At 74.1% G+C, this 19,991-nt stretch carries 21 protein-coding genes and 1 pseudogene; 11 read left to right on the plus strand and 11 right to left on the minus strand.

All coding sequences use genetic code 11. From position 1 onward, the window contains the following. Positions 1 to 269 precede the first annotated feature (269 nt). The 4 genes from AAC134_RS01545 to AAC134_RS01560 form a co-directional block, all read right to left on the minus strand. The gene (locus tag AAC134_RS01545) at positions 270 to 1,076 is read right to left on the minus strand and encodes an SDR family oxidoreductase (RefSeq protein WP_339947274.1); all 807 of its coding nucleotides are present in this window, start codon (positions 1,074 to 1,076) and stop codon (positions 270 to 272) included. 62 nt (positions 1,077 to 1,138) lie between these two features. After that, the gene (locus tag AAC134_RS01550; RefSeq protein WP_339947275.1) at positions 1,139 to 2,113 is read right to left on the minus strand and encodes a calcium/sodium antiporter; all 975 of its coding nucleotides are present in this window, start codon (positions 2,111 to 2,113) and stop codon (positions 1,139 to 1,141) included. A 148-nt stretch (positions 2,114 to 2,261) separates the two neighbouring features. After that, positions 2,262 to 2,414 carry a hypothetical protein gene (locus AAC134_RS01555; RefSeq protein ID WP_339947276.1) on the minus strand — a complete coding sequence of 51 codons (153 nt, stop codon included), beginning with the start codon at positions 2,412 to 2,414 and terminating at the stop codon, positions 2,262 to 2,264. 6 nt (positions 2,415 to 2,420) lie between these two features. Continuing rightward, positions 2,421 to 3,173, minus strand: a complete 753-nt coding sequence (locus tag AAC134_RS01560) for a S49 family peptidase (protein WP_339947277.1) — start codon at positions 3,171 to 3,173, stop codon at positions 2,421 to 2,423. A 317-nt stretch (positions 3,174 to 3,490) separates the two neighbouring features. Here AAC134_RS01560 and AAC134_RS01565 point away from each other — a divergent pair, with 317 nt between their 5' ends. The 4 genes from AAC134_RS01565 (at position 3,491) to AAC134_RS01580 (ending at position 5,776) form a co-directional block, all read left to right on the plus strand. Then, positions 3,491 to 3,703, plus strand: coding sequence for a YdcH family protein (locus AAC134_RS01565; protein WP_339947278.1), 213 nt, complete (start codon positions 3,491 to 3,493; stop codon positions 3,701 to 3,703). Between the two features lie 103 nt (positions 3,704 to 3,806). Then, positions 3,807 to 3,956: a hypothetical protein gene (locus AAC134_RS01570; protein WP_339947279.1), complete on the plus strand. Its 150-nt coding sequence runs from the start codon at positions 3,807 to 3,809 to the stop codon at positions 3,954 to 3,956. 262 nt (positions 3,957 to 4,218) lie between these two features. Beyond that, the gene (gene purE / locus AAC134_RS01575) at positions 4,219 to 4,680 is read left to right on the plus strand and encodes a 5-(carboxyamino)imidazole ribonucleotide mutase (RefSeq protein WP_339947437.1); all 462 of its coding nucleotides are present in this window, start codon (positions 4,219 to 4,221) and stop codon (positions 4,678 to 4,680) included. Then, positions 4,670 to 5,776: a 5-(carboxyamino)imidazole ribonucleotide synthase gene (locus AAC134_RS01580; RefSeq protein ID WP_339947280.1), complete on the plus strand. Its 1,107-nt coding sequence runs from the start codon at positions 4,670 to 4,672 to the stop codon at positions 5,774 to 5,776. Before purE ends, AAC134_RS01580 begins: the two co-directional genes overlap by 11 nt. On the opposite strand, the gene AAC134_RS01585 is transcribed toward AAC134_RS01580, so the two are convergent. Continuing rightward, positions 5,751 to 6,059, minus strand: a complete 309-nt coding sequence (locus tag AAC134_RS01585; protein WP_339947281.1) for a hypothetical protein — start codon at positions 6,057 to 6,059, stop codon at positions 5,751 to 5,753. The genes AAC134_RS01580 and AAC134_RS01585 overlap by 26 nt on opposite strands. 120 nt (positions 6,060 to 6,179) lie before the next feature. Here AAC134_RS01585 and AAC134_RS01590 point away from each other — a divergent pair, with 120 nt between their 5' ends. Next, positions 6,180 to 7,097: a LysR family transcriptional regulator gene (locus AAC134_RS01590; protein WP_339947282.1), complete on the plus strand. Its 918-nt coding sequence runs from the start codon at positions 6,180 to 6,182 to the stop codon at positions 7,095 to 7,097. A 165-nt stretch (positions 7,098 to 7,262) separates the two neighbouring features. Here the strand turns inward: AAC134_RS01590 and AAC134_RS01595 are convergent, their stop codons facing one another. Beyond that, the gene (locus AAC134_RS01595; protein ID WP_339947283.1) at positions 7,263 to 8,012 is read right to left on the minus strand and encodes a COQ9 family protein; all 750 of its coding nucleotides are present in this window, start codon (positions 8,010 to 8,012) and stop codon (positions 7,263 to 7,265) included. A 134-nt stretch (positions 8,013 to 8,146) separates the two neighbouring features. Between AAC134_RS01595 and rpsU the strand changes: the two genes are divergently transcribed. Continuing rightward, positions 8,147 to 8,353 carry a 30S ribosomal protein S21 gene (gene rpsU / locus AAC134_RS01600; protein WP_092859369.1) on the plus strand — a complete coding sequence of 69 codons (207 nt, stop codon included), beginning with the start codon at positions 8,147 to 8,149 and terminating at the stop codon, positions 8,351 to 8,353. A 307-nt stretch (positions 8,354 to 8,660) separates the two neighbouring features. Next, positions 8,661 to 9,542, plus strand: coding sequence for a M48 family metalloprotease (locus tag AAC134_RS01605; protein ID WP_339947284.1), 882 nt, complete (start codon positions 8,661 to 8,663; stop codon positions 9,540 to 9,542). A gap of 139 nt (positions 9,543 to 9,681) precedes the next feature. Here the strand turns inward: AAC134_RS01605 and AAC134_RS01610 are convergent, their stop codons facing one another. The 4 genes from AAC134_RS01610 to AAC134_RS01625 form a co-directional block, all read right to left on the minus strand. Further along, a complete protein-coding gene (locus AAC134_RS01610; protein ID WP_339947285.1) occupies positions 9,682 to 11,115 on the minus strand; it encodes an amidase in 1,434 nt (477 codons plus the stop codon). A gap of 289 nt (positions 11,116 to 11,404) precedes the next feature. Continuing rightward, positions 11,405 to 11,539, minus strand: a complete 135-nt coding sequence (locus tag AAC134_RS01615) for an aa3-type cytochrome c oxidase subunit IV (protein ID WP_339947286.1) — start codon at positions 11,537 to 11,539, stop codon at positions 11,405 to 11,407. Between the two features lie 120 nt (positions 11,540 to 11,659). Beyond that, positions 11,660 to 12,706: an MBL fold metallo-hydrolase gene (locus tag AAC134_RS01620; protein WP_339947287.1), complete on the minus strand. Its 1,047-nt coding sequence runs from the start codon at positions 12,704 to 12,706 to the stop codon at positions 11,660 to 11,662. Continuing rightward, positions 12,703 to 14,427: an acyl-CoA dehydrogenase gene (locus tag AAC134_RS01625; protein ID WP_339947288.1), complete on the minus strand. Its 1,725-nt coding sequence runs from the start codon at positions 14,425 to 14,427 to the stop codon at positions 12,703 to 12,705. Before AAC134_RS01625 ends, AAC134_RS01620 begins: the two co-directional genes overlap by 4 nt. Before the next feature lie 431 nt (positions 14,428 to 14,858). Here AAC134_RS01625 and AAC134_RS01630 point away from each other — a divergent pair, with 431 nt between their 5' ends. The 3 genes and pseudogenes from AAC134_RS01630 to AAC134_RS01640 all read left to right on the plus strand — a co-directional run bounded on the left by AAC134_RS01630 (position 14,859) and on the right by AAC134_RS01640 (position 18,358). Continuing rightward, complete coding sequence (locus AAC134_RS01630; RefSeq protein ID WP_339947289.1) at positions 14,859 to 15,746, plus strand: YkgJ family cysteine cluster protein; 888 nt, start codon at positions 14,859 to 14,861, stop codon at positions 15,744 to 15,746. Positions 15,747 to 15,910: 164 nt separating this feature from the next. Next, positions 15,911 to 16,926, plus strand: a pseudogene (locus AAC134_RS01635) (L-threonylcarbamoyladenylate synthase). A 7-nt stretch (positions 16,927 to 16,933) separates the two neighbouring features. After that, positions 16,934 to 18,358 (plus strand): FAD-binding oxidoreductase, encoded by a 1,425-nt coding sequence (locus AAC134_RS01640; RefSeq protein WP_339947290.1) that lies wholly within the window; start codon positions 16,934 to 16,936, stop codon positions 18,356 to 18,358. Positions 18,359 to 18,365: 7 nt separating this feature from the next. Here the strand turns inward: AAC134_RS01640 and AAC134_RS01645 are convergent, their stop codons facing one another. After that, positions 18,366 to 18,827, minus strand: coding sequence for a MarR family transcriptional regulator (locus AAC134_RS01645; RefSeq protein ID WP_339947291.1), 462 nt, complete (start codon positions 18,825 to 18,827; stop codon positions 18,366 to 18,368). Positions 18,828 to 18,903: 76 nt separating this feature from the next. On the opposite strand from AAC134_RS01645, the gene AAC134_RS01650 reads away from it, so the two are divergent. Beyond that, a complete protein-coding gene (locus tag AAC134_RS01650; RefSeq protein WP_339947292.1) occupies positions 18,904 to 19,629 on the plus strand; it encodes a DUF1428 family protein in 726 nt (241 codons plus the stop codon). Positions 19,630 to 19,991 lie beyond the last annotated feature (362 nt).

Genomic DNA, 19,991 nt, shown 5'->3' on the forward strand with positions numbered 1-19,991 from the left:
CTTGAATGACTCTTGCTTCCCGTTGGCAGACAAGGGTTTTTCTCTCCTGACCCAAATTTTGGGCACATTTTCAAAGCCCTGAAAACAAACGACAAAAAAATGCGGATCGGCAAATTCCTGATTTCGTTTACGAATTCGTGACACATGTGGCGGCGCGAGGCGCGGGGTGGACAACTGTTGCGTGACGCAGGGGATGGGAGGCCTTGGCGGACGAGGTGGCGCCGCGGAAGCGCAACTTCGGGTTGCGTTAGGCGCCTCATCGCGGCGCCTCACTCCCGCCCGATGACGTCGGGCGTGCGCCAGCCCAGATGCTGGCCGGCGTCCACGGCGATCATCTGGCCGGTGACGGAGTCGGCCGAGATCAAATAGCGCAGCGCGCCGCAGACATCGGCCGGCGAGGCGCCGCGCCCGAGGATGACGCCGCGGCGCTGGGCGTCGAAGTGCTCCTGCGTCTGGCGGTCGCCGCGGAGCGTCGGGCCGGGGCCGATGGCGTTGACCCGGATCGCGGGGGCCAGGGCCTGGGCGGCGGTGCGGGTCAGCGCCCACAGGCCCTGCTTGGCGAGCGAGTAGGTCATGAAGGCGGGCGTCGGCTTCCACACCCGCTGGTCGGCCATGTTGACCACCAGGGCGCGGGCCACGGGCCAGCCCTCGGGGTCGGTCCCGGCCTCGGGCGCCTGGGCGGCGAAGGCCTGGGTCAGGAACAGCGGCGCGCGCAGGTTGGAGCCGAGGTGACGCTCCCAGCCCTGCGCGGTGACTGTGCCGAGCGCGTCGGGCTCGAAGATCGAGGCGTTGTTGATCAGCAGGGTCAGGGGCCGGCCCAGCGCCTCGGCGGCGCGGGGCACGAGGGCGTCGACCTGGGCGGGGTCCAGCAGGTCGGCCTGCAGGACCGCGGCGCGGGCGCCTGCGGCCTCGATGTCGGCGGCGGCGGCCTCGGCCCCCTCGCGCGAGGCCATGCAGTGCAGGGCCACGTCCCAGCCCGCCTCGCCCAGCGCGCGGGCCATCGCCGCGCCCAGCCGGCGCCCGGCGCCGGTGATCAGCGCCGCGCCGGGCGCAAGTCCGCTTGTTTCGTGCTGCATCTGCGTCCCCCTTCGTGCGGCGCGGCCGGCGCATGTCCTGCGGCCGGCGATCCGGCAGGGGATCAGCCGGCGACGGCCAGCGCCACCCATACATAGAGGACATAGAGCGCGGTCATCCCCGCGCCCATCCACCGGGTGATCGGAGACCAGCCCGCGACGAAGGGCGCCAGCAGGGCCGCCGCGCCGATCATCACCCACAGGTCGATGCGCAGGATCGCGTCGGGAACCTCCAGCGGGCCGAAGAAGCTCGCCACGCCCATGATCGCGAGGATGTTGAAGATGTTCGAGCCGATGACGTTGCCCAGCGCCACGTCCGCCTGCCGGCGCAGCGCCGCCATCACCGTGGTCGCAAGTTCGGGCAGCGAGGTGCCCAGCGCCACCAGCGTCAGGCCGATCGCGGCCTCCGAGACGCCGGCCTGCAGGGCGACGCCCCGCGCGCCCTCGATCAGCAGGTGCGCGCCCAGCGGCAGGCCCGCGAGGCCCAGCGCCAGGAACAGGCCCAGCTTCCAGACGGCCATGTGGGGGTCGGCCTCGGCGATCTCCTCGGGCAGGTCGTCGTCGACCTCCTGACCCGCCTCCGCGGCGGCGCGCCGATGGGCGCGGGCCGAGCGCCAGGCGTCGCCCAGCACGCAGGCCAGCAGCGCCAGCAGCAGGATCCCCTGCGGCCAGTGCAGCGGCCCCGTCCACAGCAGAAGCGCGAACAGCAGCGTGGCGCCGCCCATCATCATGTAGTTGCGCCGGGTGTCGCAGTCGCGCGCGTCGATCGGCTTCAGCAGCGCCGGAACGCCCAGCACCAGCAGCACGTTGGCGATGTTGGAGCCCACCACGTTGCCGAACGCGATGCCCGGCGCGTCGTCCAGCGCCGCCTGGATCGAGATCAGAAGCTCGGGCGCCGAGGTGCCGAAGGCCACGATGGTCAGCGACACCAGCAGGGCCGGGATCCCCAGCCTGAGCGCCAGCGCCACCGCGCCCCGCACCAGCGCGTCGCCCGCCCCCAGGAGGATGGCGAGCCCGACGACCGCGATGACGAGGTCCATGAACTTCCTTTCGCGCTGGCTGCGGCTTGCGGCTTGCGGCCCCTCCATATGGGGGCGGCCCGGGCGAATTGAACGGGGCGGGGGTTGCGTCGCGGCCGCCGGTCGCGGCGCCTCGGCGACAGGGCCCGCCGGGGGAGCGGTCGGCCGCTCAGTCTTTCCTGTCGCGGTCTCGGTCGGGCGGCCGCGGCTTGCGTCCGAACATCCGCCGTCGCGCGACGCCGTCGCCGGCGCGCGGCCGTCCGAAGACCATCACGATCAGGGCCATCACCACGAGGAAAAGGATCGCGAGCTTGGCGAGCATCCCGGCCTACATCCCCAGCCGGGACCACATCGCCTGGGTCTCCATCTGGGCGGCGGCCGCGGCGGCGGCGTCGGCCGCCATGCCGTTGGGCCCGCTGACCAGCCCCAGGCGCTGGCCCAGCGCGCGGCGGGGCCCGTATTCCTTGAACCTGACCTTGGCGCCCAGCTTGTCGCGCATCACCGCGGGCAGGTGGCCGATGCCGTCGGCCAGACCCAGTTCGGTGGCGCGCGCGCCGGTCCAGAACTCTCCGGTGAACAGGTCGATCTCGGCCAGGCGGGCGCCGCGGCGGGCGCGCACATGGGTCTGGAACAGGCTGTGGATCTGGTCCTGCATGTGGCGCAGGGTCACCACGTCCTCGGGCCGCTCGGGCTGGAACGGGTCGAGGATCGCCTTGCGTTCGCCGGCGGTATGCACGCGACGCTCGATCCCGAAGCGGGCGATCGCCTCGTGGAAGCCGAAGCCCGCCGAGACCACGCCGATCGAGCCGATGATCGAGGCGCCGTCCACCCAGATCTCGTCGGCCGCGCAGGCCAGCCAGTAGCCGCCCGAGGCGGCGGCATCCTCGCAGAAGGCGTAGACCGGGATCCGGGTCTCGTCGGCCAGGCGGCGGATGCGGCTGGCGATCAGCCCCGACTGCACGGCCGATCCGCCGGGCGAGTTCACCGCCAGCGCCACCGCCGCGGGGCGGGCGCCGAAGGCCGACTCCAGCGCCGGGCCGATGAACTCGTCGCTCAGCGAGGACGCCATGCGCCCCGGCATTCCGATCGGTCCGTAGAGCCGAACGAGGGAGACGCGGGGCGGGCGGCGCAGGATGCGCTTAAGGCGAGGGCGAAGGCTCATCCCGCTTTACTTAGATTGACGGGTGCACCGCGGCAACCGCTCGGCTCGCATTGGGGCGACGCCAAGTGGTCCCGCGTTGAAACTGTTGCGCCGGGGCGCGGGCGGGGCGACGGCGCGGCGCGGGGTCGCCGGCCCGCGCTTTGCCCCGCGCTTTGCTTGTCTGGCACGGCTGTTTGACTAGAATGCGGGGCCCGCGGCGCGGCCCTCCCGTGCGCGCCGCCGGCAGCGGAGCGCCGATGACCCACCTGATGAGCCGCGACGAACTTCTGACCCTGGAGCTCGAGCGTCTGCGCGCCGAGCATCGGGACCTCGACGCCGCCATCGAGGCCTTGCAGAGCAACCCTCTGGCCGACCCGCTGTCCCTGCGCCGTCTCAAGAAGCGCAAGCTGGCGCTGAAGGACCAGATCGCCCGGATCGAGGACGAGCTGTTCCCCGATATCAGCGCCTGACCGCCACGGCCGAGTCCCTGTCACGCAGCCGTCACGCCGTTTGTGCGAATCCCTGTTCTGCCAGCGGGGACAGGCCCCGAACGGCGAGACAGGAGACAGGGTCATGGCCTTCGAGACCGCCGACGTCGATCGCTTCGACTTCCGCTCCCCCGAGCGTGCCGACGACGCCTCCGAGGCGGCCGAGTGGCTGCCCGGCCCTGGCGACGACCCGATGGCGTGGGCGACGGCGGGCGGCGCCGCCATCGACTTCTGACCCCGTCCTCGTCCGCGCTGCGTCCCGCGTGCGCCGCCGCGCCGACGTGACAGACGCCGCCCCGTCGGCTATTCGGCCAGAAGGCGGCCCCTGCCGCCTCCGCCCCCGGATGAGGTGACGCATGGCGCAGGATCCCGATCAGACGCTCTCCGACCAGGCCGCCGAGGCCGGCGACGAGGTCGATTCCGACGAGACGCTGGAAACCCTCGAGGAAGAGGCCACGCTGGCCGCCGAGGAGGTTCCCCCCCTCGTCGGCGTGGTGATGGGCTCGCAGAGCGACTGGCCGACGATGTCCGCCGCCCGCGACGTGCTGACCGCGATGGGCGTCCCGCACGAGATCCGCATCGTCTCGGCCCACCGCACCCCCGACCGCCTGTTCGATTATGCCGAGGGCGCGGCCGAGCGGGGGCTGCGCGTGATCATCGCCGGCGCCGGCGGCGCGGCGCATCTGCCGGGGATGCTGGCGGCCAAGACCCGGCTGCCGGTGCTGGGGGTTCCGGTCCGCTCCAAGGCGCTCTCGGGCCTCGACAGCCTGCTCTCGATCGTCCAGATGCCCCGCGGCGTGCCGGTCGGCACGCTCGCCATCGGCGAGGCGGGCGCGGCCAACGCCGCCCTGCTGGCGGTGGCGATGCTGGCGACCACGGACCCCGAGCTCGCCGAGCGGCTGGAGATCCTGCGCGAGGCGCAGACCGAGGCCGTGGCCGAGGAACCCCATGACGACTGAACCGAGGGCCGGGTCGAAGGACGGGCTCGCGCCCATCGGCCCCGGCGGCGCGCTGGGCATCCTGGGCGGCGGCCAGCTCGCGCGGATGCTGTCGATGGCCGCCGCGCGCCTGGGGATCCGCTGCGTGATCCTCGCGCCCGAGGCCGAGCCCTGCGCCGGCGACGTCGCCCACCAGGTGATCCGCGCCGATTATGCGGACCCCCAGGCTCACGCCGCGCTCGCCGCCGCCTGCGCCGCGGTGACCTACGAATTCGAGAACGTCCCCGTCGACGCCGCCCGCGCGCTGGAGGCCCTGGTTCCGGTGCGCCCCGGCCCCCGTGCGCTCGAGATCGCGCAGGACCGCCTGCCGGAGAAGGACTTCCTCAACGGCATCGGCCTCTCGACCGCGCCCTACCGCGCCGTCGAGACCGAGGCCGAGCTGGCCGCGGCCTTCGCCGAACTGGGCGGTCCCGCGATCCTCAAGACCCGCCGGCTGGGCTATGACGGCAAGGGCCAGGCCCGGCTGGATGGCTCCGGCGACGTGCCCGCCGCCTGGGAGGCCGTCGCCGGAGCCCCCTGCGTGCTGGAGGGGTTCGTGCCCTTCCGCCGCGAGGTCTCGGTGATCGCCGCGCGGGGCCTCTCGGGCGAGGTCGTGGCCTTCGATCCGGCCGAGAACGCGCATTCCGAGGGGATCCTGCGCACCTCGACCGTGCCCTCGGGCCTGAGCGCGATGCGCCGCGCCGACGCCGTGCTGGCGGCCGGCCGGATCCTTCAGGCGCTCGATTATGTCGGCGTGATCGGGGTGGAGTTCTTCGAGACCGCCCAGGGCCTCGTGGTCAACGAGATCGCGCCGCGGGTGCACAACACCGGGCACTGGACGCTGGACGCCTGCATCGTCGACCAGTTCGAGCAGCACATCCGCGCCGTCTGCGGCTGGCCGCTGGGCGACGGGTCGCGCCACTCGGACGCGGTGATGACCAACCTGATCGGCGACGCGGCCTCCGACTGGAGGGGCCTCGCCGCCGACCAGGGCGCGCGGCTGCATCTCTACGGCAAGGGCGAGGCGCGCCCGGGCCGCAAGATGGGTCACCTCACGCGGCTTTCGTCCCGAACCTGAAGCCGAGGCTCAGGCGCGGCGCCCGGCGGCCGAACAGCGGGGCCGGGCGGCGCGCCGCGTCCGCGCGCAGGGCCTCGGCCGCCCGGGCGCGGGCCTTCAGCTCGGCCCGGGCGCGGGCCTTGGCCTGCCGGCGCACATCCTCGGCCTGAAGCTCGCGCGCGGCGGCGGCGAGCGCGTCGGCCTGGCGGCGGGCAAGCTCCGCCCGCTCGGCGGCGGGGGGCGTCCGGTCGTACACGTCCATGAGGGTCGCGGTGCGGATCGTCTGGGCCATCACCTGAAACATCTGATGCTCCATCGCTGGGGGGCGTCGAGCCTCGGCGCCGGTTTCGATAGGTGACAGATGCGACTTCGGGCGCGAGAATGCGACTCAGGAAAAATCGCAACCTGTAAGCTGGGGTTTCAGATGAGCCGATCCGCCCCGCTCCCCTCCCTGACCGCTCTGCGCGCCTTCGAGGCGGCGGCCCGCACGCTGTCCTTCTCGGAGGCGGGGCGCGAGATGAACGTCTCCCACGCCGCGGTGGCGCAGAGCGTGCGCAAGCTGGAAAGCGAGCTCGGCCGCCCGCTGATGCGCCGCGCCGGCCGCGGCCTGGCGCTGACCCCGGACGGGGCGCTGCTGGCGCGCGGGGTCTCGGCGGGGTTCGACGCGATCCGCGCCGCGCTGGAGGCCTTCGCCGAGGAGGACGCCGCCCGCCCGGTGCGCGTCACCCTGACCCCGAATTTCGCCGTGGGCTTCCTGATCCCGCGCCTGGGCGGCTTCCGGAGGGCGCACCCGGAGGTGGAGCTCGACATCGACCCTTCGGCCCGGGTGGTGGACCTGTCGGACGGGCGCATCGACCTCGCGATCCGCTACGGCGACGGCGGCTGGCCGGGGGTCGAGAGCCGCCTGCTGGTGCCCAGCCCGCGGATCATCTCGGCCGCGCCCTCGCTGGTCGCGGGGCGCGAGGTGGCGCGGCTGGAGGATCTCGCGGGCTTCCCCTGGCTGCAGGAGCAGGGGACCGAGGAGCTGGTCCGCTGGCTCGCGGAGCGCGGGCTCGAGGGGGCGCACGGCATGGGCGGCGCCTACCTGCCGGGCTACATGATCCATCCCGCGCTGCTGGAGGGGCAGGGGATCGCGATCTCGGGCAAGGTGTTCGTGCAGGCCGACCTAGACGCCGGCCGCCTGGTGAGCCTGTTCGAGGACGAGGACCCCGACGGCCGCCTCGGCTATCACATCGTCCGCCGTCCGGGGCCCGAGCGCCCGGCCGTGCAGGCCTTCACCCGCTGGCTGCGGCGCGAAGCCGCCCGCCCCGGCGGCGCCATGGCGATGTCGGGGCGGACCTGAGGCGGAAGGCTCGGCGCTGCGCGGGCCCGGGCCGCGTCAGGGCCGTCGCGAGGCGAGCCCGGGCCACGCAGATCCGGGTTGGGAGATCCAGGTTGCCGGCGGTCCGCGCGAGGCCCCGGGTCAGGCCCGGGGCGCGCGCGTGTGTGTGGGGCGGGCCTCGGCGTCTCAGCCGCCGGCGCGGGGGCGCGGGGTCTTTCTCAGCCCGCGCGACAGCGCCTCGACCCCCGAGCTCGCCACCCGCCCCAGCGGATTGGCGCGCATCCGGGCCTTGGCCTTCTCGATCTTCATCACGTCGGCGATGCGGCGGTCGAGATAGGCCCAGGTGTCCGTGGCGCCCTCGGAGTCGTCGCCCAGCCAGTAGAGCACGGTCGAGGAGATCACCGCAGCCAGCGTGGCGCGCTTGGAGTACCAGTTCAGGTCGTCGCTCTCGTCGCCCAGCGCGGTCCAGATCGCGTCGGCGGTGCCCCAGATCAGGCGCGCCCCGCGGGCGGCGTTGGTGGGCAGCGCGAACAGCGAGGCGGCGCGGCGCACCGCCTCCTTCTCGGTCGGGCCGGAGACCGATTCCAGGCGCAGCCGGACGGCGAGCGTGATGCGGTCGGTCATGCCCATCGCGCTCAGCGGTTCGCGCGCCAGGGCGGCGGTCATCCGGCGGTCGCCGAGCTCGTGGAAGGCCGCGGCGGCGTCGACGCCGCTGGGGAAGGCCATGCGGGCCACGTCCTCGGGGACCTCGGCGTCGACGGCGGCCATGTCGATGGCGGTGCGGGACCAGCCGTCGAATTCGACATGTTCAGGCAGCGATTCCAGCAGCTTGGCGCGGACCGCGTCAAGGCCGGAAGCGGGCTCGGTCGCGGCGGAGGTCGCGGCCCTGGGGGTCGCGTCCTCGGCGGCGGGGGCGTCGTGTTCGGGCAGGGACATGGTCGCTCCTCTCTGTCGACGTCCCAAGAGATACGCCTTCGGGTCGCCGCGGCAAGGGCGGTGGACAGGTCCGGGTCGCGTTGATATACAGCGCGCTCCTGCGACCAGACAGCTATGAAAGGTGGTGAGTACCCGTGCAGGTTATGGTCCGCGACAACAATGTCGACCAGGCGCTCCGCGCGCTGAAGAAGAAGATGCAGCGCGAAGGCGTGTTTCGTGAGATGAAGCTTCGTCAGCATTATGAGAAGCCGTCCGTGAAACGTGCCCGCGAGCAGGCCGAAGCGATCCGTCGCGCCCGCAAGCTCGCGCGCAAGAAAGCGCAGCGAGAAGGACTGCTGTAAGGCTCACGCCTGACGGGAGAGCGTCGCGCGATCCGCGCGCGCCCCATCTGAAAACTGGAACCCCCGGGCCCGGCCCGGGGGTTTTTCATTGCGAGGCGCCTGCGGGGTCTTGCCGTCCTGGCGGGCAGCCCTCGGGCGGCCTCGCGCAGTCGTGACCGGCGCGGCGCCCGGGGGGCGACGGCGCCGGCGCGTCCGGGCGTGGAGGGGAGGAGCGGAGCGCGAGGCTCCACGCCCTCGCCTCCCGGCCGTCCATCTTTCGCCCTTCCCTCACGCGAAGGTGCGCCTCGACACGGACAGGAGGACCCTCATGAAAGCCCCGCGCCTGATTCTGAGCGCATTCGTGGCCTTCGGCCTCGCATCCTGCGGAACGCCGCAGGGCGGAGGCGCGCCCGGCCCGCGCCCGGCCTCGGCCCAGCAGGCCGAGCGCCAGCAGTCCCAGCAGATCCTCGCCGAGCTCAAGCAGAAGAACATGCTGATCAACGGCGACCGGGTGAACGCCTATGTCGACGAGATCACCGCGCGGATCGACGGCGCCCGCTCGGGCAAGGCGAGCCAGCTGCGCACCTACATCATCAAGGACGCCTCGGCGAACGCCTTCACCTCGGGCGCGGGCTACGTGTTCATCCACGCCGGCCTGCTGGCCACGATGGAGAACGAGGCGCAGCTCGCCATGGTGCTGGCCCACGAGATCGCCCACGAGGACCTGGGCCACGTCTCGGCGGGGATGGCCAAGCGCCAGGAGGTCGCCATCGGCCAGACGCTTGCGGGGATCGGCGGCGCGCTGCTGGGCGTGCCGGGGGAGCTGACCAACCTGGTGGCCGGTCTCGGCGGTCAGGCCTACTACGCCGACTTCTCCCGCGATCAGGAAGCCGCGGCCGACGAGCTGGGGATGAAATACCTGGTCAAGGCCGGCTATGACGGCGTCGCGGGGGCCAAGAGCTTCCAGGTGATGCGCCGCATGTACGGCGACAACACCAGCTTCCTGTCGACCCACCCCGGCGCGTCCGACCGCCAGCGTACGCTCGAGGCCGAGGCCCGGCAGCTGAACGGCGCGAAGGGCCGCGTGGCGCAGGACGAGTACCTCAAGAAGACCAACCACGTGCGCAAGCTGGCGATCAAGGCCTACCAGCAGGACAACCGCGCCGCGGAGCTTCAGCAGGCCCGCAGCAACCTGCGGGCCACGCCCTGACGCGCGGACCGCGGCGCTGAGACTGACGCGCGGACCGCGGCGCTGAGACTGACGCGCAGACCGCGGACCTGAGACTGACGCGCGGACCGCGCGCTTGAGAGATCCGACGCCGGCCGCCCTCGCGGCCGGCGTTTCGCGTTCAGGCGACGCGTTGCGCCACGGGGTCGATGGGGGCGAACGGGCCCTGCGCCCGCTCGAGCGCCGCGCCGGCGGCGAGCAGCAGGGGCTCGCCGAAGCGGGCCGACATGAGCTGCACGCCGGTGGGCAGCCCGTCCTCGACCCCCATGGGGACCGACAGGCCCGGCAGGCCGATGATCGGCGGGGCGGCGGCGGGAACCTGCTGGCGGAAGAAGGTCTCGTAGTCCGTCTCGGGGTCGATGTCCGCGCCCACCGGGTGCGGCCGCGCCCAGGAGGTGGCGGTCAGCAGCAAGGGCGCCCGATCGAAGAACGCCTGCCACTCCCGCAGCAGGGTCGAGCGGCGGCCGAGCAGCTTCAGGAACCCGGCGATGTCGCCGGGCATCCGGTCGCGCAGCACGCCGTGGCAGCGCTCGGTCTGGATCCTGATGGCGGCGTCGCCGTGCTCCTCGACCAGCGGGCCCAGCGTGGCGTAGAGCTCGGCGCCCAGCATCAGGCGCCAGTACTCCCCCAGCTCCAGCAGCGAGGGCGGGGGGATGTCGACGATCTCGTAGCCGGCCTCGGCGAGGATCGTTGCGGCGCGGCGGATGGCGTGGGTGACGGACGGATCGGTGGGGCAGCCCTCGCCCGCCTCCAGCACCGCCACCCGGCAGGGGCGGCGGGCGTCGGAGCCGCGCAGGGGCGGCGCGATGCCCTGCCAGACGTCGCGCGGGTCGGGCAGGCACATCGCCCGCAGCGCCAGGGCCGCATCCTCGACCGAGCGGGTCAGCGGCCCCTGCACCGAGGCCATCTGCGACACGATCGGCCGCTCGGCCGCCTGGCCGGGCGAGAAGGCGCCGGTCAGCCCCGAGGTCGGCCGCAGCCCCACCAGCCCGCAGCAATAGGCCGGGTAGCGGATCGAGCCGCCCAGATCGTTGCCATGCCCCACCGCGCCGATCCCCGCCGCCGTGGCCGCCGCAGCGCCGCCCGAGGAGCCGCCGGGCGTCAGCGCCGGGTCCCAGGGGTTGCGCGTGGCGCCGTGCAGGTCGTTGTCGGTGAACCAGCGCATCGAGAAGCAGGGCGTGTTGGTCCGCCCCACGATCACCGCGCCCGAGGCCTTCAGCGCCCGCACCACCGAGCCGTCCGCCGGCGCGATCGCGTCGCGGAACGCCACGACCCCGTTGGTCGTCGCCCGGCCGCCGTAGTCGACGTTGATCTTCACGGTGACCGGGACGCCGTGGAGGGGGCCCGTCTCCTCGCCCCGGCGCAGGGCCCTGTCGGCGGCTTCGGCTGCGGCCAGCGCCTCCTCGTGCAGGGGGTCGACCACGGCGTTGATCGCGGGGTTGACGGCGTCGAGGCGGGCGAGCGCGCTCCGCGTCGCCTCCACGCTGCCGATCCGCCCGGCGGCGATCCCGCGCGCGAGGTCGCCCGCGGTCCAGGTCCAGAGGTCTGAGGTCATGGCGAGGCTCCTGTGCGGCGGGGTCCCGACATGGGTTCCACCGGGCGGAGCGGTTTTCAACCGGGAACGCGACGTCCGCCCGACAAGTGCGGCGCCGGCGCAGGGCCCGCGTGCGGCCGAGGGGCCTCTGCGGCCGGTCGCGACAAGGACCGGCGCGCGTCGCTGCCCTGCCGCCCGAGTCGACAGCCGGGGGGCCGAACGCAGAAGGACCGATGCGGGGCGCGTCCGGTCGCGCCTCGCATCGGTCCCTGTCGGATCGTCCGCCGGGCGCGAAGACCCGGCGAGGGCGTCAGCTGTTCACCAGCGCCATGAAGATCAGGACGATCACCGCCGTCACGGCGACGATGTTGATGGTCTTGAGGAACAGGCCGAAGGTCTTCTCCTGCTCGGTGATGTCCATCTTGCCGGGCTCGTGGTCGGCCATGTCGGTCGCTCCCCTTGGTCCGCGCCATATGGGCGCGCATCGGTGGTGTCTCCGCCTCCTACCCGCGCGGGCGCGCGGGGATCAAGGCGGAAATGGTCGCAAGCGCGTGGGTCGGGACGCTCAGCGCGCCAGCCGCCACAGCCAGGCGCCGTCGGCGCGGTCCTCGCGCACCGCCTCGCCCGAGCGGCGCATGTGGTTGAGGTGGCCCAGCGCCTCGTTCAGCGCCAGGCGATAGACGGCGGGCGGGATCTCGCGCCCGAACAGCGGCACGAAGCACTCGGCGGCGGTGCGCGGCTCGACCAGGTGGGCGCGCAGGCGCTTGATGGCCCCGTGGTGGTTCGAGATCAGCTGCCGGAAGCGGGTCGGCAGGCCGGTGTAGACCGCCTTGTGCCCGGGCAGGGCCAGGTGATCCTCGCGCGCATGGGCGAGCAGCTTCTCGCAGCTCTCGAGCCACTCGCCGACGGGATCGGCCTCGGGTTCCGTGGGGTAGACGCCGAGGTTGGAGCTGATGCCGGGAATCGCCTGGTCGCCGACCACCACCAGGTTGTCGTCCATCGACCAGAAGGTGGCGTGCTCGGGCGCGTGGCCGTCGCCCATGCGCACGATCCAGCGGCGGCCGCCCATTGCGATCTCCTCGCCCTCGACCAGGCGGCGGTAGCCCAGCGGCAGCCGCCAGGTGGCGGCCGAGGCGTTGAACGGTCCGCTCTCGACAAAGCCGTCGACCAGCTCCTGCGGGACGCCGCCGCGGGTCCAGTGGGCCAGCATCTCGGGCGGGTGCGTCTCCTGATGGTCGAGCTGCAGCATCCGCGCGTTCAGCCAGGCGGTGCGGGTGGTCCAGAACTCGGCCCCGTGCTCCTTGATGAACTTGCCCGCCAGCCCGACGTGGTCGGAGTGGTGGTGCGTGCCGATCACCCGGGCCACGCGCTTGCCCTTCAGCGGGCCCTCTTCCAGCTTTGCCCAGGCCTCGAGGCACAGCTTGTGGCGCAGGCCGGTGTCGACCACGGTCCAGGCGTCGCCCTCGTCGAAGAGGTAGACGTTGACGTGGTTCAGGCGGCTGGGCAGGCCGATGCGGGTCCACAGGACGCCCTCGGCGATCTCGACCGTCTCGCCGCGCTCGGGCTCGGGGAACGGGTGACGCACGCCGGTGCGGGGCTCCTCCCCGCTCACGAGGCGAGCTCCTCCGGCGACAGGGCGTAGAGCGGGGCGGCGCCGTCCATGGCCGCCTCGCACAGGGCGTCGAGGGCCGGGAACTCCCGCCCGAAGAAATAGCGCGCCAGCGCCGCGCGGCGCGAGGCGTCCGCCCCGGTCGCGGCCGCGGCGCCCTTCAGCAGATAGGCGCCGCCCAGCGCCAGCGCCCAGGCGCGCAGGTAGTCGGCCGAGCCGGCGTTGCGGTCGTTCGGCTCGGCGGCGAGCATCCACTGGGTCGCGGCCTCGAGCGCGTCGGCCCCGGTGGCGAGCTGCCCGCCCATCTCGGCGAGGTCCCCCGCGGCGGCATGGGCCACCGCCCGGATCTCGCGCAGCAGGCCGTCGGCCGCGGCGCCGCCGTCCGACAGCTTGCGGCCGACAAGGTCGGCGGCCTGCACGCCGTTGGTGCCCTCGTAGATCGCGGTGACGCGGACGTCGCGGTAGAACTGGGCGGCGCCGGTCTCCTCGATGAAGCCCATGCCGCCGTGGACCTGCACGCCGAGCTCGGCCACCTCCATGCCCGCGTCGGTGCCGAACGCCTTGGCGATCGGGGTCAGGAAGGCGCCGCGGGCGAACCAGGCCTTGGCGTCGGCCTTGGGCGCCGCCTTGGCCATGTCGAGCGAGACCGCGGTGTCGAGGCAGATGGCGCGGACCACCTCGGTCAGGGTCTTCATGCGCATCAGCATCCGGCGCACGTCGGCATGCCCGATGATCGTCTTCGAGCCGTCGGCGGTGCGGCCCTGGACGCGGTCGTTGGCGAACTCCAGCGCCTTCTGGTAGGCCGCCTCGCAGATGCCCAGGCCCTCGACGCCCACGCCCAGGCGGGCGTTGTTCATCATCGTGAACATGCAGGCGATGCCGCCGCCTTCGGGGCCCACGATCCAGGCCTTGGCGCCCTCGAAGCCCATCACCGCGGTCGGAGATCCATGCAGGCCCATCTTGTGCTCGAGGCTCATCGGGCGCAGCGCGTTGGCCTCGCCGGGGTTTCCGTCGGCGTCGGGGATGTATTTGGGGGCCAGGAACAGCGACAGGCCGCGGGTGCCGGCCGGGGCGTCGGGCAGACGCGCGAGGACCAGGTGGCAGATGTTCTCCGCCACGTCGTGATCGCCCCAGGAGATGTAGATCTTCTGACCCGTCAGCGCGTAGGTGCCGTCGTCGTTCCGCTCGGCCCTGGTGGTGGCGGCGCCGACGTCCGAGCCCGCCTGCGGCTCGGTCAGGTTCATGGTGCCGGTCCACTCGCCCGAGGTCAGCCTGGGCAGGTAGAGCGCCCGCATCTCGGGCGAGGCGTGCGTCTCCAGCGCCTCGATCTGGCCCTGCGAGAGCAGCGGGCAGAGCGAGAGGGAGAGGTTGGCCGAGGCGAACATCTCGCCCATGGCGGTGGCCAGCGTCAGGGGCAGGCCCATGCCGCCGTGCTCGGGGTCGGCGGCGATGCCGACCCAGCCGCCCCCGGCGATCTGGCGATAGGCGTCGGCGAAGCCGGGGGAGGTGCGCACCACCCCGTTCTCGAGCCGGGCGGGATGCAGGTCGCCCTCGCGGTTCAGCGGCGCCAGCACGCCGGAGGCGAGCTTGCCGGCCTCGTCCAGGATCGCCGCGCGGGTCTCGGCGGTGGCTTCGGCGAAGCGCTCGGTGGCGGCGAGCATGTCGGCTTCGACCACGTGGTCGAGGCAGAAAGCCAGGTCGCGGATCGGGGCCTGGTAGGGCATCGGCGGCTCTCCCTTCGGACCGGACGTCGCGCGGCGGAGGGCGAGCCTCCGCGGCGCCGTCGCGGGCTGCATTCATTTTGCGCCAGGGGGCTGGCCGCCGCGGGGGCGTCGGACGCCGACACGGACGCGCCGCGCCCCGAGCGCAGTCGCGCGGAAGCTACGCGGCGGGCGCGGGGCTGTCCAGCCGGCAGGGAAGCGCGGCCCCGCGCATCGTCGCCCGGCAGGGGCGGGGAGGGGGCGCGGCTGGGCGGGAGGTAGGGGGGCGGGGGGTCGGGGAGCGGGGGGTCGGGGAGCGGATCGCGTCTGGCCTCGCCCGGCCCGACCGGATTACCCTCGCCCTCCCGGGCCGCCTCCCGCGGCCGCGAGCCAGCCCCCGGAGCGCGCCGTCCCATGACCCTGGTTTCCCCCTCCGCCTTCCGCTGCGAGGCCGCGTGCTGAAGGGCCGGCCTGCGCGCTCCGGCCGCCCGGCGAAGGCGGCGCTGCCGGCGTGGGCGAGCCCCTCGCCCCGGCTCTCGCCCGCCGACCGGGAGCGCTACGCCGGGCTGATCGCCGCGCTGCAGGCCCTTGTCGCCCGCCCGCGCGAGAAGGTGGTGACCGCGCTGCTGCAGGAGGCCTCGGCCCGCGTGCTGCTGGATCTGGTCGGCGAAGCGGTGCGCCAGGGCGCGCCGTGGAAGCGGTTTTCGACCGCGGTGATGGAGGGGGCGCCGGCCTCGGCGCTGGGCGAGGCGGACCTCTCGGCGCTGATCGCCCGGCTGGCGGGGACGGCGCCCGCGCTGCCCCGGCCGATCGCGGCGCTGGAATCCCGGGTGCAGGCGCGTCGCGACGCCTGGGCCTGCGGCGCGGGCTGCTGGATGTGCTGCGCGATCAACGCCCGCGTCACCGCCCTGCCGGCCGAGGTCCGCGCCGCCTGGGAGCTGCTGCGCGACCAGCCCGAGGAGACCCCGCCCCATCCCCGCGCCTGCCCGGCGCTGGGCGCCGACGGGCTGTGCCGGGTCTACGAGGCGCGGCCTGCGGTGTGCGGGCGGCTGGGCTCGACCGACGTCGCGGCCTGCGAGGCGGCGCTCGAGCGCTACGACGCCACCGGCGAGGTGGGGCGGTTCATGCAGTCCGCGGCCTCCGCGCTCGACCCCTGGGCGTTCGCGAGCCTGCTGGCCGAGCTTGCCGACGAGCCGCGCCGCCAGGTCGACCTGGTGACCTGCCTGCGCCGCCTGCGGGGGGGCGCGACGATGGCCGCCGCCCTGACCGCGGGCCGCGCCGCCCATCTCGCGGCCAATCCGGGCGAGCGCAATCGCCTCGACCCCGCTCCGCGCGGCCGCTGAGGCGCGGGCGCGGGCCCGGGGCCTCCTGCGCCCGGCGAGGGGACGGGCCGCGCGAGGGCGGACCGCGACCGCGACCCGCCTTGCCCCCGGCCCCCCGCCTGCGGCAATGATCGCGCGCCCCCCGCGCCCTCCCGGCGCGTCCCGGGGTCAAGCGGACGGAGCCGATGAGCGCGCAGCGCCCCCACGATCCCTGGCCCGAGCGGGCGACCGAGCGTCTGTCCGACGACCCGGCGGGCCTGGCGCGGGCGGCGGAGATCCTGCGCGCGGGCGGGCTGGTCGCCTTCCCGACCGAGACGGTCTATGGCCTTGGCGGGCGCGCCGACCGGGCCGAGAGCGCGGCGGGGATCTACGCGGCAAAGGGCCGCCCCAGTTTCAACCCGCTGATCGCGCATGTCCCCGACCTCGCCGCCGCCGAGCGGCTGGCGGTGTTCCCCGCCGCGGCCCGGGCGCTGGCCGAGGCGTTCTGGCCCGGGCCCCTGACCCTGGTGCTGCCGCGCCGGCCCGACGCGGCCCTCGCCCCCGCCGTGACGGCCGGCCTGCCGACGGTAGCGATCCGGGTTCCCGCCCATCGGCTGGCGCGCGCCCTGCTTGCCGCGACCGGGGCGCCGGTGGCAGCCCCCTCGGCCAACCGCTCGGGCAAGGTCAGCCCGACCACGGCCGCGCATGTGGCCGAGGGGCTGGCGGGGCGCATCGACGCGATCCTCGACGGCGGGCCCTGTCCGGTAGGGGTCGAGAGCACGATTCTGGGATTCGGGGGGCCGGGCGTCGAGGGCGAGACGCCGGTGCTGCTGCGTCCCGGGGGCCTCGCGCTCGAGGCGATCGCCGAGACCTGCGGGCGCCGGGGATGCTGGCCTCGCACTACGCCCCCGGCGCGGCGCTGCGGCTGAACGCGCAGGGGCCGCGGTCCGGCGAGGGCTGGCTGGGCTTCGGGCCGGGGCCCGCCGCCGGGGCGCCGGCGCTGAACCTCTCGCCCTCGGGCGATGTGGGGGAGGCGGCGGCGAACCTGTTTGCCTTCCTGCGCGCGCTGGACGCGCGGATGGGCGGCGCGGGGACCATCGCCGTGGCGCGCGTGCCCGAGGCGGGGCTGGGCCTCGCGGTCAACGACCGGCTGCGCCGGGCCGCGGCGCCGCGGACGGACCCGCTCGCCGATCCTTCTTCCCCTGCAGACCCCGAGGCCTGAGCCTGCCATGACCGATCTGCGCGCCCCCCCGCCTGCGTTCCTCTCCGGCCTGCGCGATCTGCTGGGCCCGGCCGGCCTGCGCGAGGGCGGGGACGCCGCCCCCTATCTGCGCGACCTGCGCGACATCGCGCCGGGCCGCGCCGCCGCCGTGCTGCGCCCGGGCACGGTCGAGGAGGCCGCCGAGATCGTGCGCCGCTGCGCCGAGGCCCGCGTCGCCCTGATCCCTCACGCCGGCGGCACCGGCCTTGTCGGCGGCCAGCTGCGTCCCGACGGCGTCGAGGGCGTCGTCGTCTCGGTCGAGCGGCTGAACCGGGTCCGCGAGGTGAGCCCCGACGACGACGCGATGATCGTCGAGGCGGGGGTGATCCTCGCCGACGCCCAGGCCGCGGCCGAGGCGGCGGGGCGGCTGTTTCCGCTGTCCATCGCCTCGGAGGGCTCGGCCCGCATCGGCGGCATCCTGGGGACCAACGCCGGGGGGCTGAACGTGCTGCGCTACGGGATGGCGCGGGACCTGTGCCTGGGGGTCGAGGCGGTGCTGCCCGACGGCTCGATCCTGCGCTCGCTGAAGCGGCTGCGGAAGGACAACACCGGCTATGATCTGCGCGGGCTGCTGATCGGCTCGGAGGGGACGCTGGGGCTGGTCACGGCGGCCTGCCTGCGCCTGTTTCCGCGCCCGGCCGAGGTGCAGGCGGCCTTCGTCGCCGTGCCCTCGCCCGACGCGGCGCTGGCCCTGCTGCACCATGTCCGCGCGGCGGTGGGCGAGCAGCTTTCGGCCTTCGAACTGCTGTCGGGGGTCGGCATCGGCTTTGCGCTCGAGCATGTGGCGGGGACCCGTTGCCCGGTCTCCCCGACGCCGGAATGGTCGGTGCTGATGGAAGTCGGGGGCGGCGAGGGTTCGGGCGTCGCCGCGACGCTGGAGGCGGCGCTGGCGCGCGCGTTCGAGACGGGGCTCGCCACCGACGGCGCGCTGTCGCAGTCCGACCAGCAGCGGGCCGACTTCTGGCGCCTGCGCGAGTCGATCCCCGAGGGCAACCGCAAGGTCGGCTCGGTCGCCTCGCACGACATCTCCCTGCCGCTCAGCGCGGTGGCGCGGTTCATGGAGGAGGCGCCGGCGAAGCTGCGCGAGATCGCCCCCGACCTGCGCTTCAACCCGTTCGGGCATCTGGGCGACGGCAACCTGCACTACAACCTGTTCCCCGCCGTGGGGCGCAACCGGGACGAGTACGCCCGGCAGAAGGGCGCGCTGACCCGGGTGGTGCATGACCTGGCGGACGCGCATGGCGGCTCGATCAGCGCCGAGCACGGCATCGGACGGTTCAAGAGCGCGGACCTCGCGCGCTATGGCGACCCCGCGAAGCTGGCGGCGATGCGCGCGATCAAGGCCGCGCTCGATCCGCACGGGATCATGAACCCCGGCGCCGTGCTCGGCTGAGGGCGCCTCAGGCGAGCGACCAGATCGCGTCGCGCAGGGCGTCCGGGGCGGTTCCGCGCTCGGCCAGCTCTGCGTCTATCGTGGCGTGGGTCTGCGTCCAGATCGGCAGGGCGGCGCCCAGCAGGGCGCGTCCGGCCCCGGTCAGCGCGGCGCGGCGGCCGCGGCGGTCCGCGGGATCGGGCGCGATCTCGACCAGTTCGCGGCGGACCAGCGGCTTGAGCGCCGCGGTCAGCGTCGAGGGATCCATCGCCAGCATCGCCGCCACCCGCCCCATCGCCGGCGGCGTCGGCTGGTTCAGCGCCATCATCAGCGAGAACTGCCCGTTGGTCAGGCCCAGCGGGCGAAACGCCTCGTCAAAGCGGCGCGCCAGCGCCCGCGCCGCCCGCTGCGCGGCGAGGCACAGGCAACGGTCGCGCACCTCGAGGGTCTGCGCGATGGAGGGGCGGACGAGAGGGTCTTCGGTGGACATGGAAAGGTTATGTTGATATCAAACCTTATTGTCAAGCCGAGCGCCCGAGGGGCCCGGCCTCTCTGGAGCCGCTGCGATGACCTACGTTTCCGCCGCCATGCTGGCCGTCCCGACCGCGGGCAAGGCCGCCTATGCCGAGTTCTCGACCGTCATGGCGCCGATGATCCGCGGGCTCGGCGCCCTGCGGGCGGTCGACGCCTGGGGCGACGACGTGCCCGCCGGCCAGCGCACCGACATGTTCCGCGCGGTGGAGGCGACGCCCGACGAGACGCCGGTGTTCTCCTGGATCGAGTTCCCCGACGCCGAGACTGCCGAGGCGTGCTTCGCCGCGATGATGGCCGAGCCGGAGGGGGGCCAGGTCCCGCAGGAGATGCCTTTCGACGGCGCCCGGATGATCTTTGCGGGGTTCGAGCCGCTGTGCGACCGCGGCGCCGCCCGCCCCGGCGACGCGGAGGTCTATGTCGACGCCGCCCTGTTCCCGGTCGCGGCCGACGCGCGCGAGGCCTATGCCGCCCGCGCCGTCCGCATGGCCGAGGCGTTCCTCGAGGTCGGCGCGCTGCGCTGTTTCGACGGCTGGGGCGTTTACGTGCCCGAGGGCAAGCGCACCGACATGCGCCGCGCCGTGGCCCTGGGCCCCGACGAGGCGCTGGCGATGGGCTTCATCGAGTGGCCCTCGAAGGCGGTGCGCGACGCGGGCTGGGTCAAGCTGATGGAGGGGCCGAGCCTGTCGGGGCTCGACGACGGTCTCGCCGACATGGCCCGGATGATCCAGGGCGGCTTCTCGATGCTGGTCGACGCCTGAGGCGGCCGGGCCCGCGCGCCCGCTCGGGTCCGGAGGCCCCGGGTCAGGTCTGGCGCGCGCCGCCAGTCGGCCGCGGCCGGCCGCGCGGAGACGGCAGGACGGGCCGAGGCGGCTCGTGATCGAACAGGCCGGCGCTCCCCCAGCCTCGGGGGCGCCGGCAATACGTTACACGCCGGCCCGGCCGGCACTACGTTACACGCCGGCCCCGCCGGCAAATCGATGGACGCCGGCCCCGCCGGCAACAAACGCCACTCACCCCATACGCTCCCACGCCGCCACGAAACGCGCGGGACCGCGCCCATCGGCACGCGCCCCGGCGCGGGCGCGCCGGCTCGCGCGCGGCGCCCCCGGCCTCCGGGACA

Origin of the sequence: uncultured Albimonas sp. (assembly GCF_963977235.1) — a bacterium.
GTDB lineage: Bacteria > Pseudomonadota > Alphaproteobacteria > Rhodobacterales > Rhodobacteraceae > Albimonas.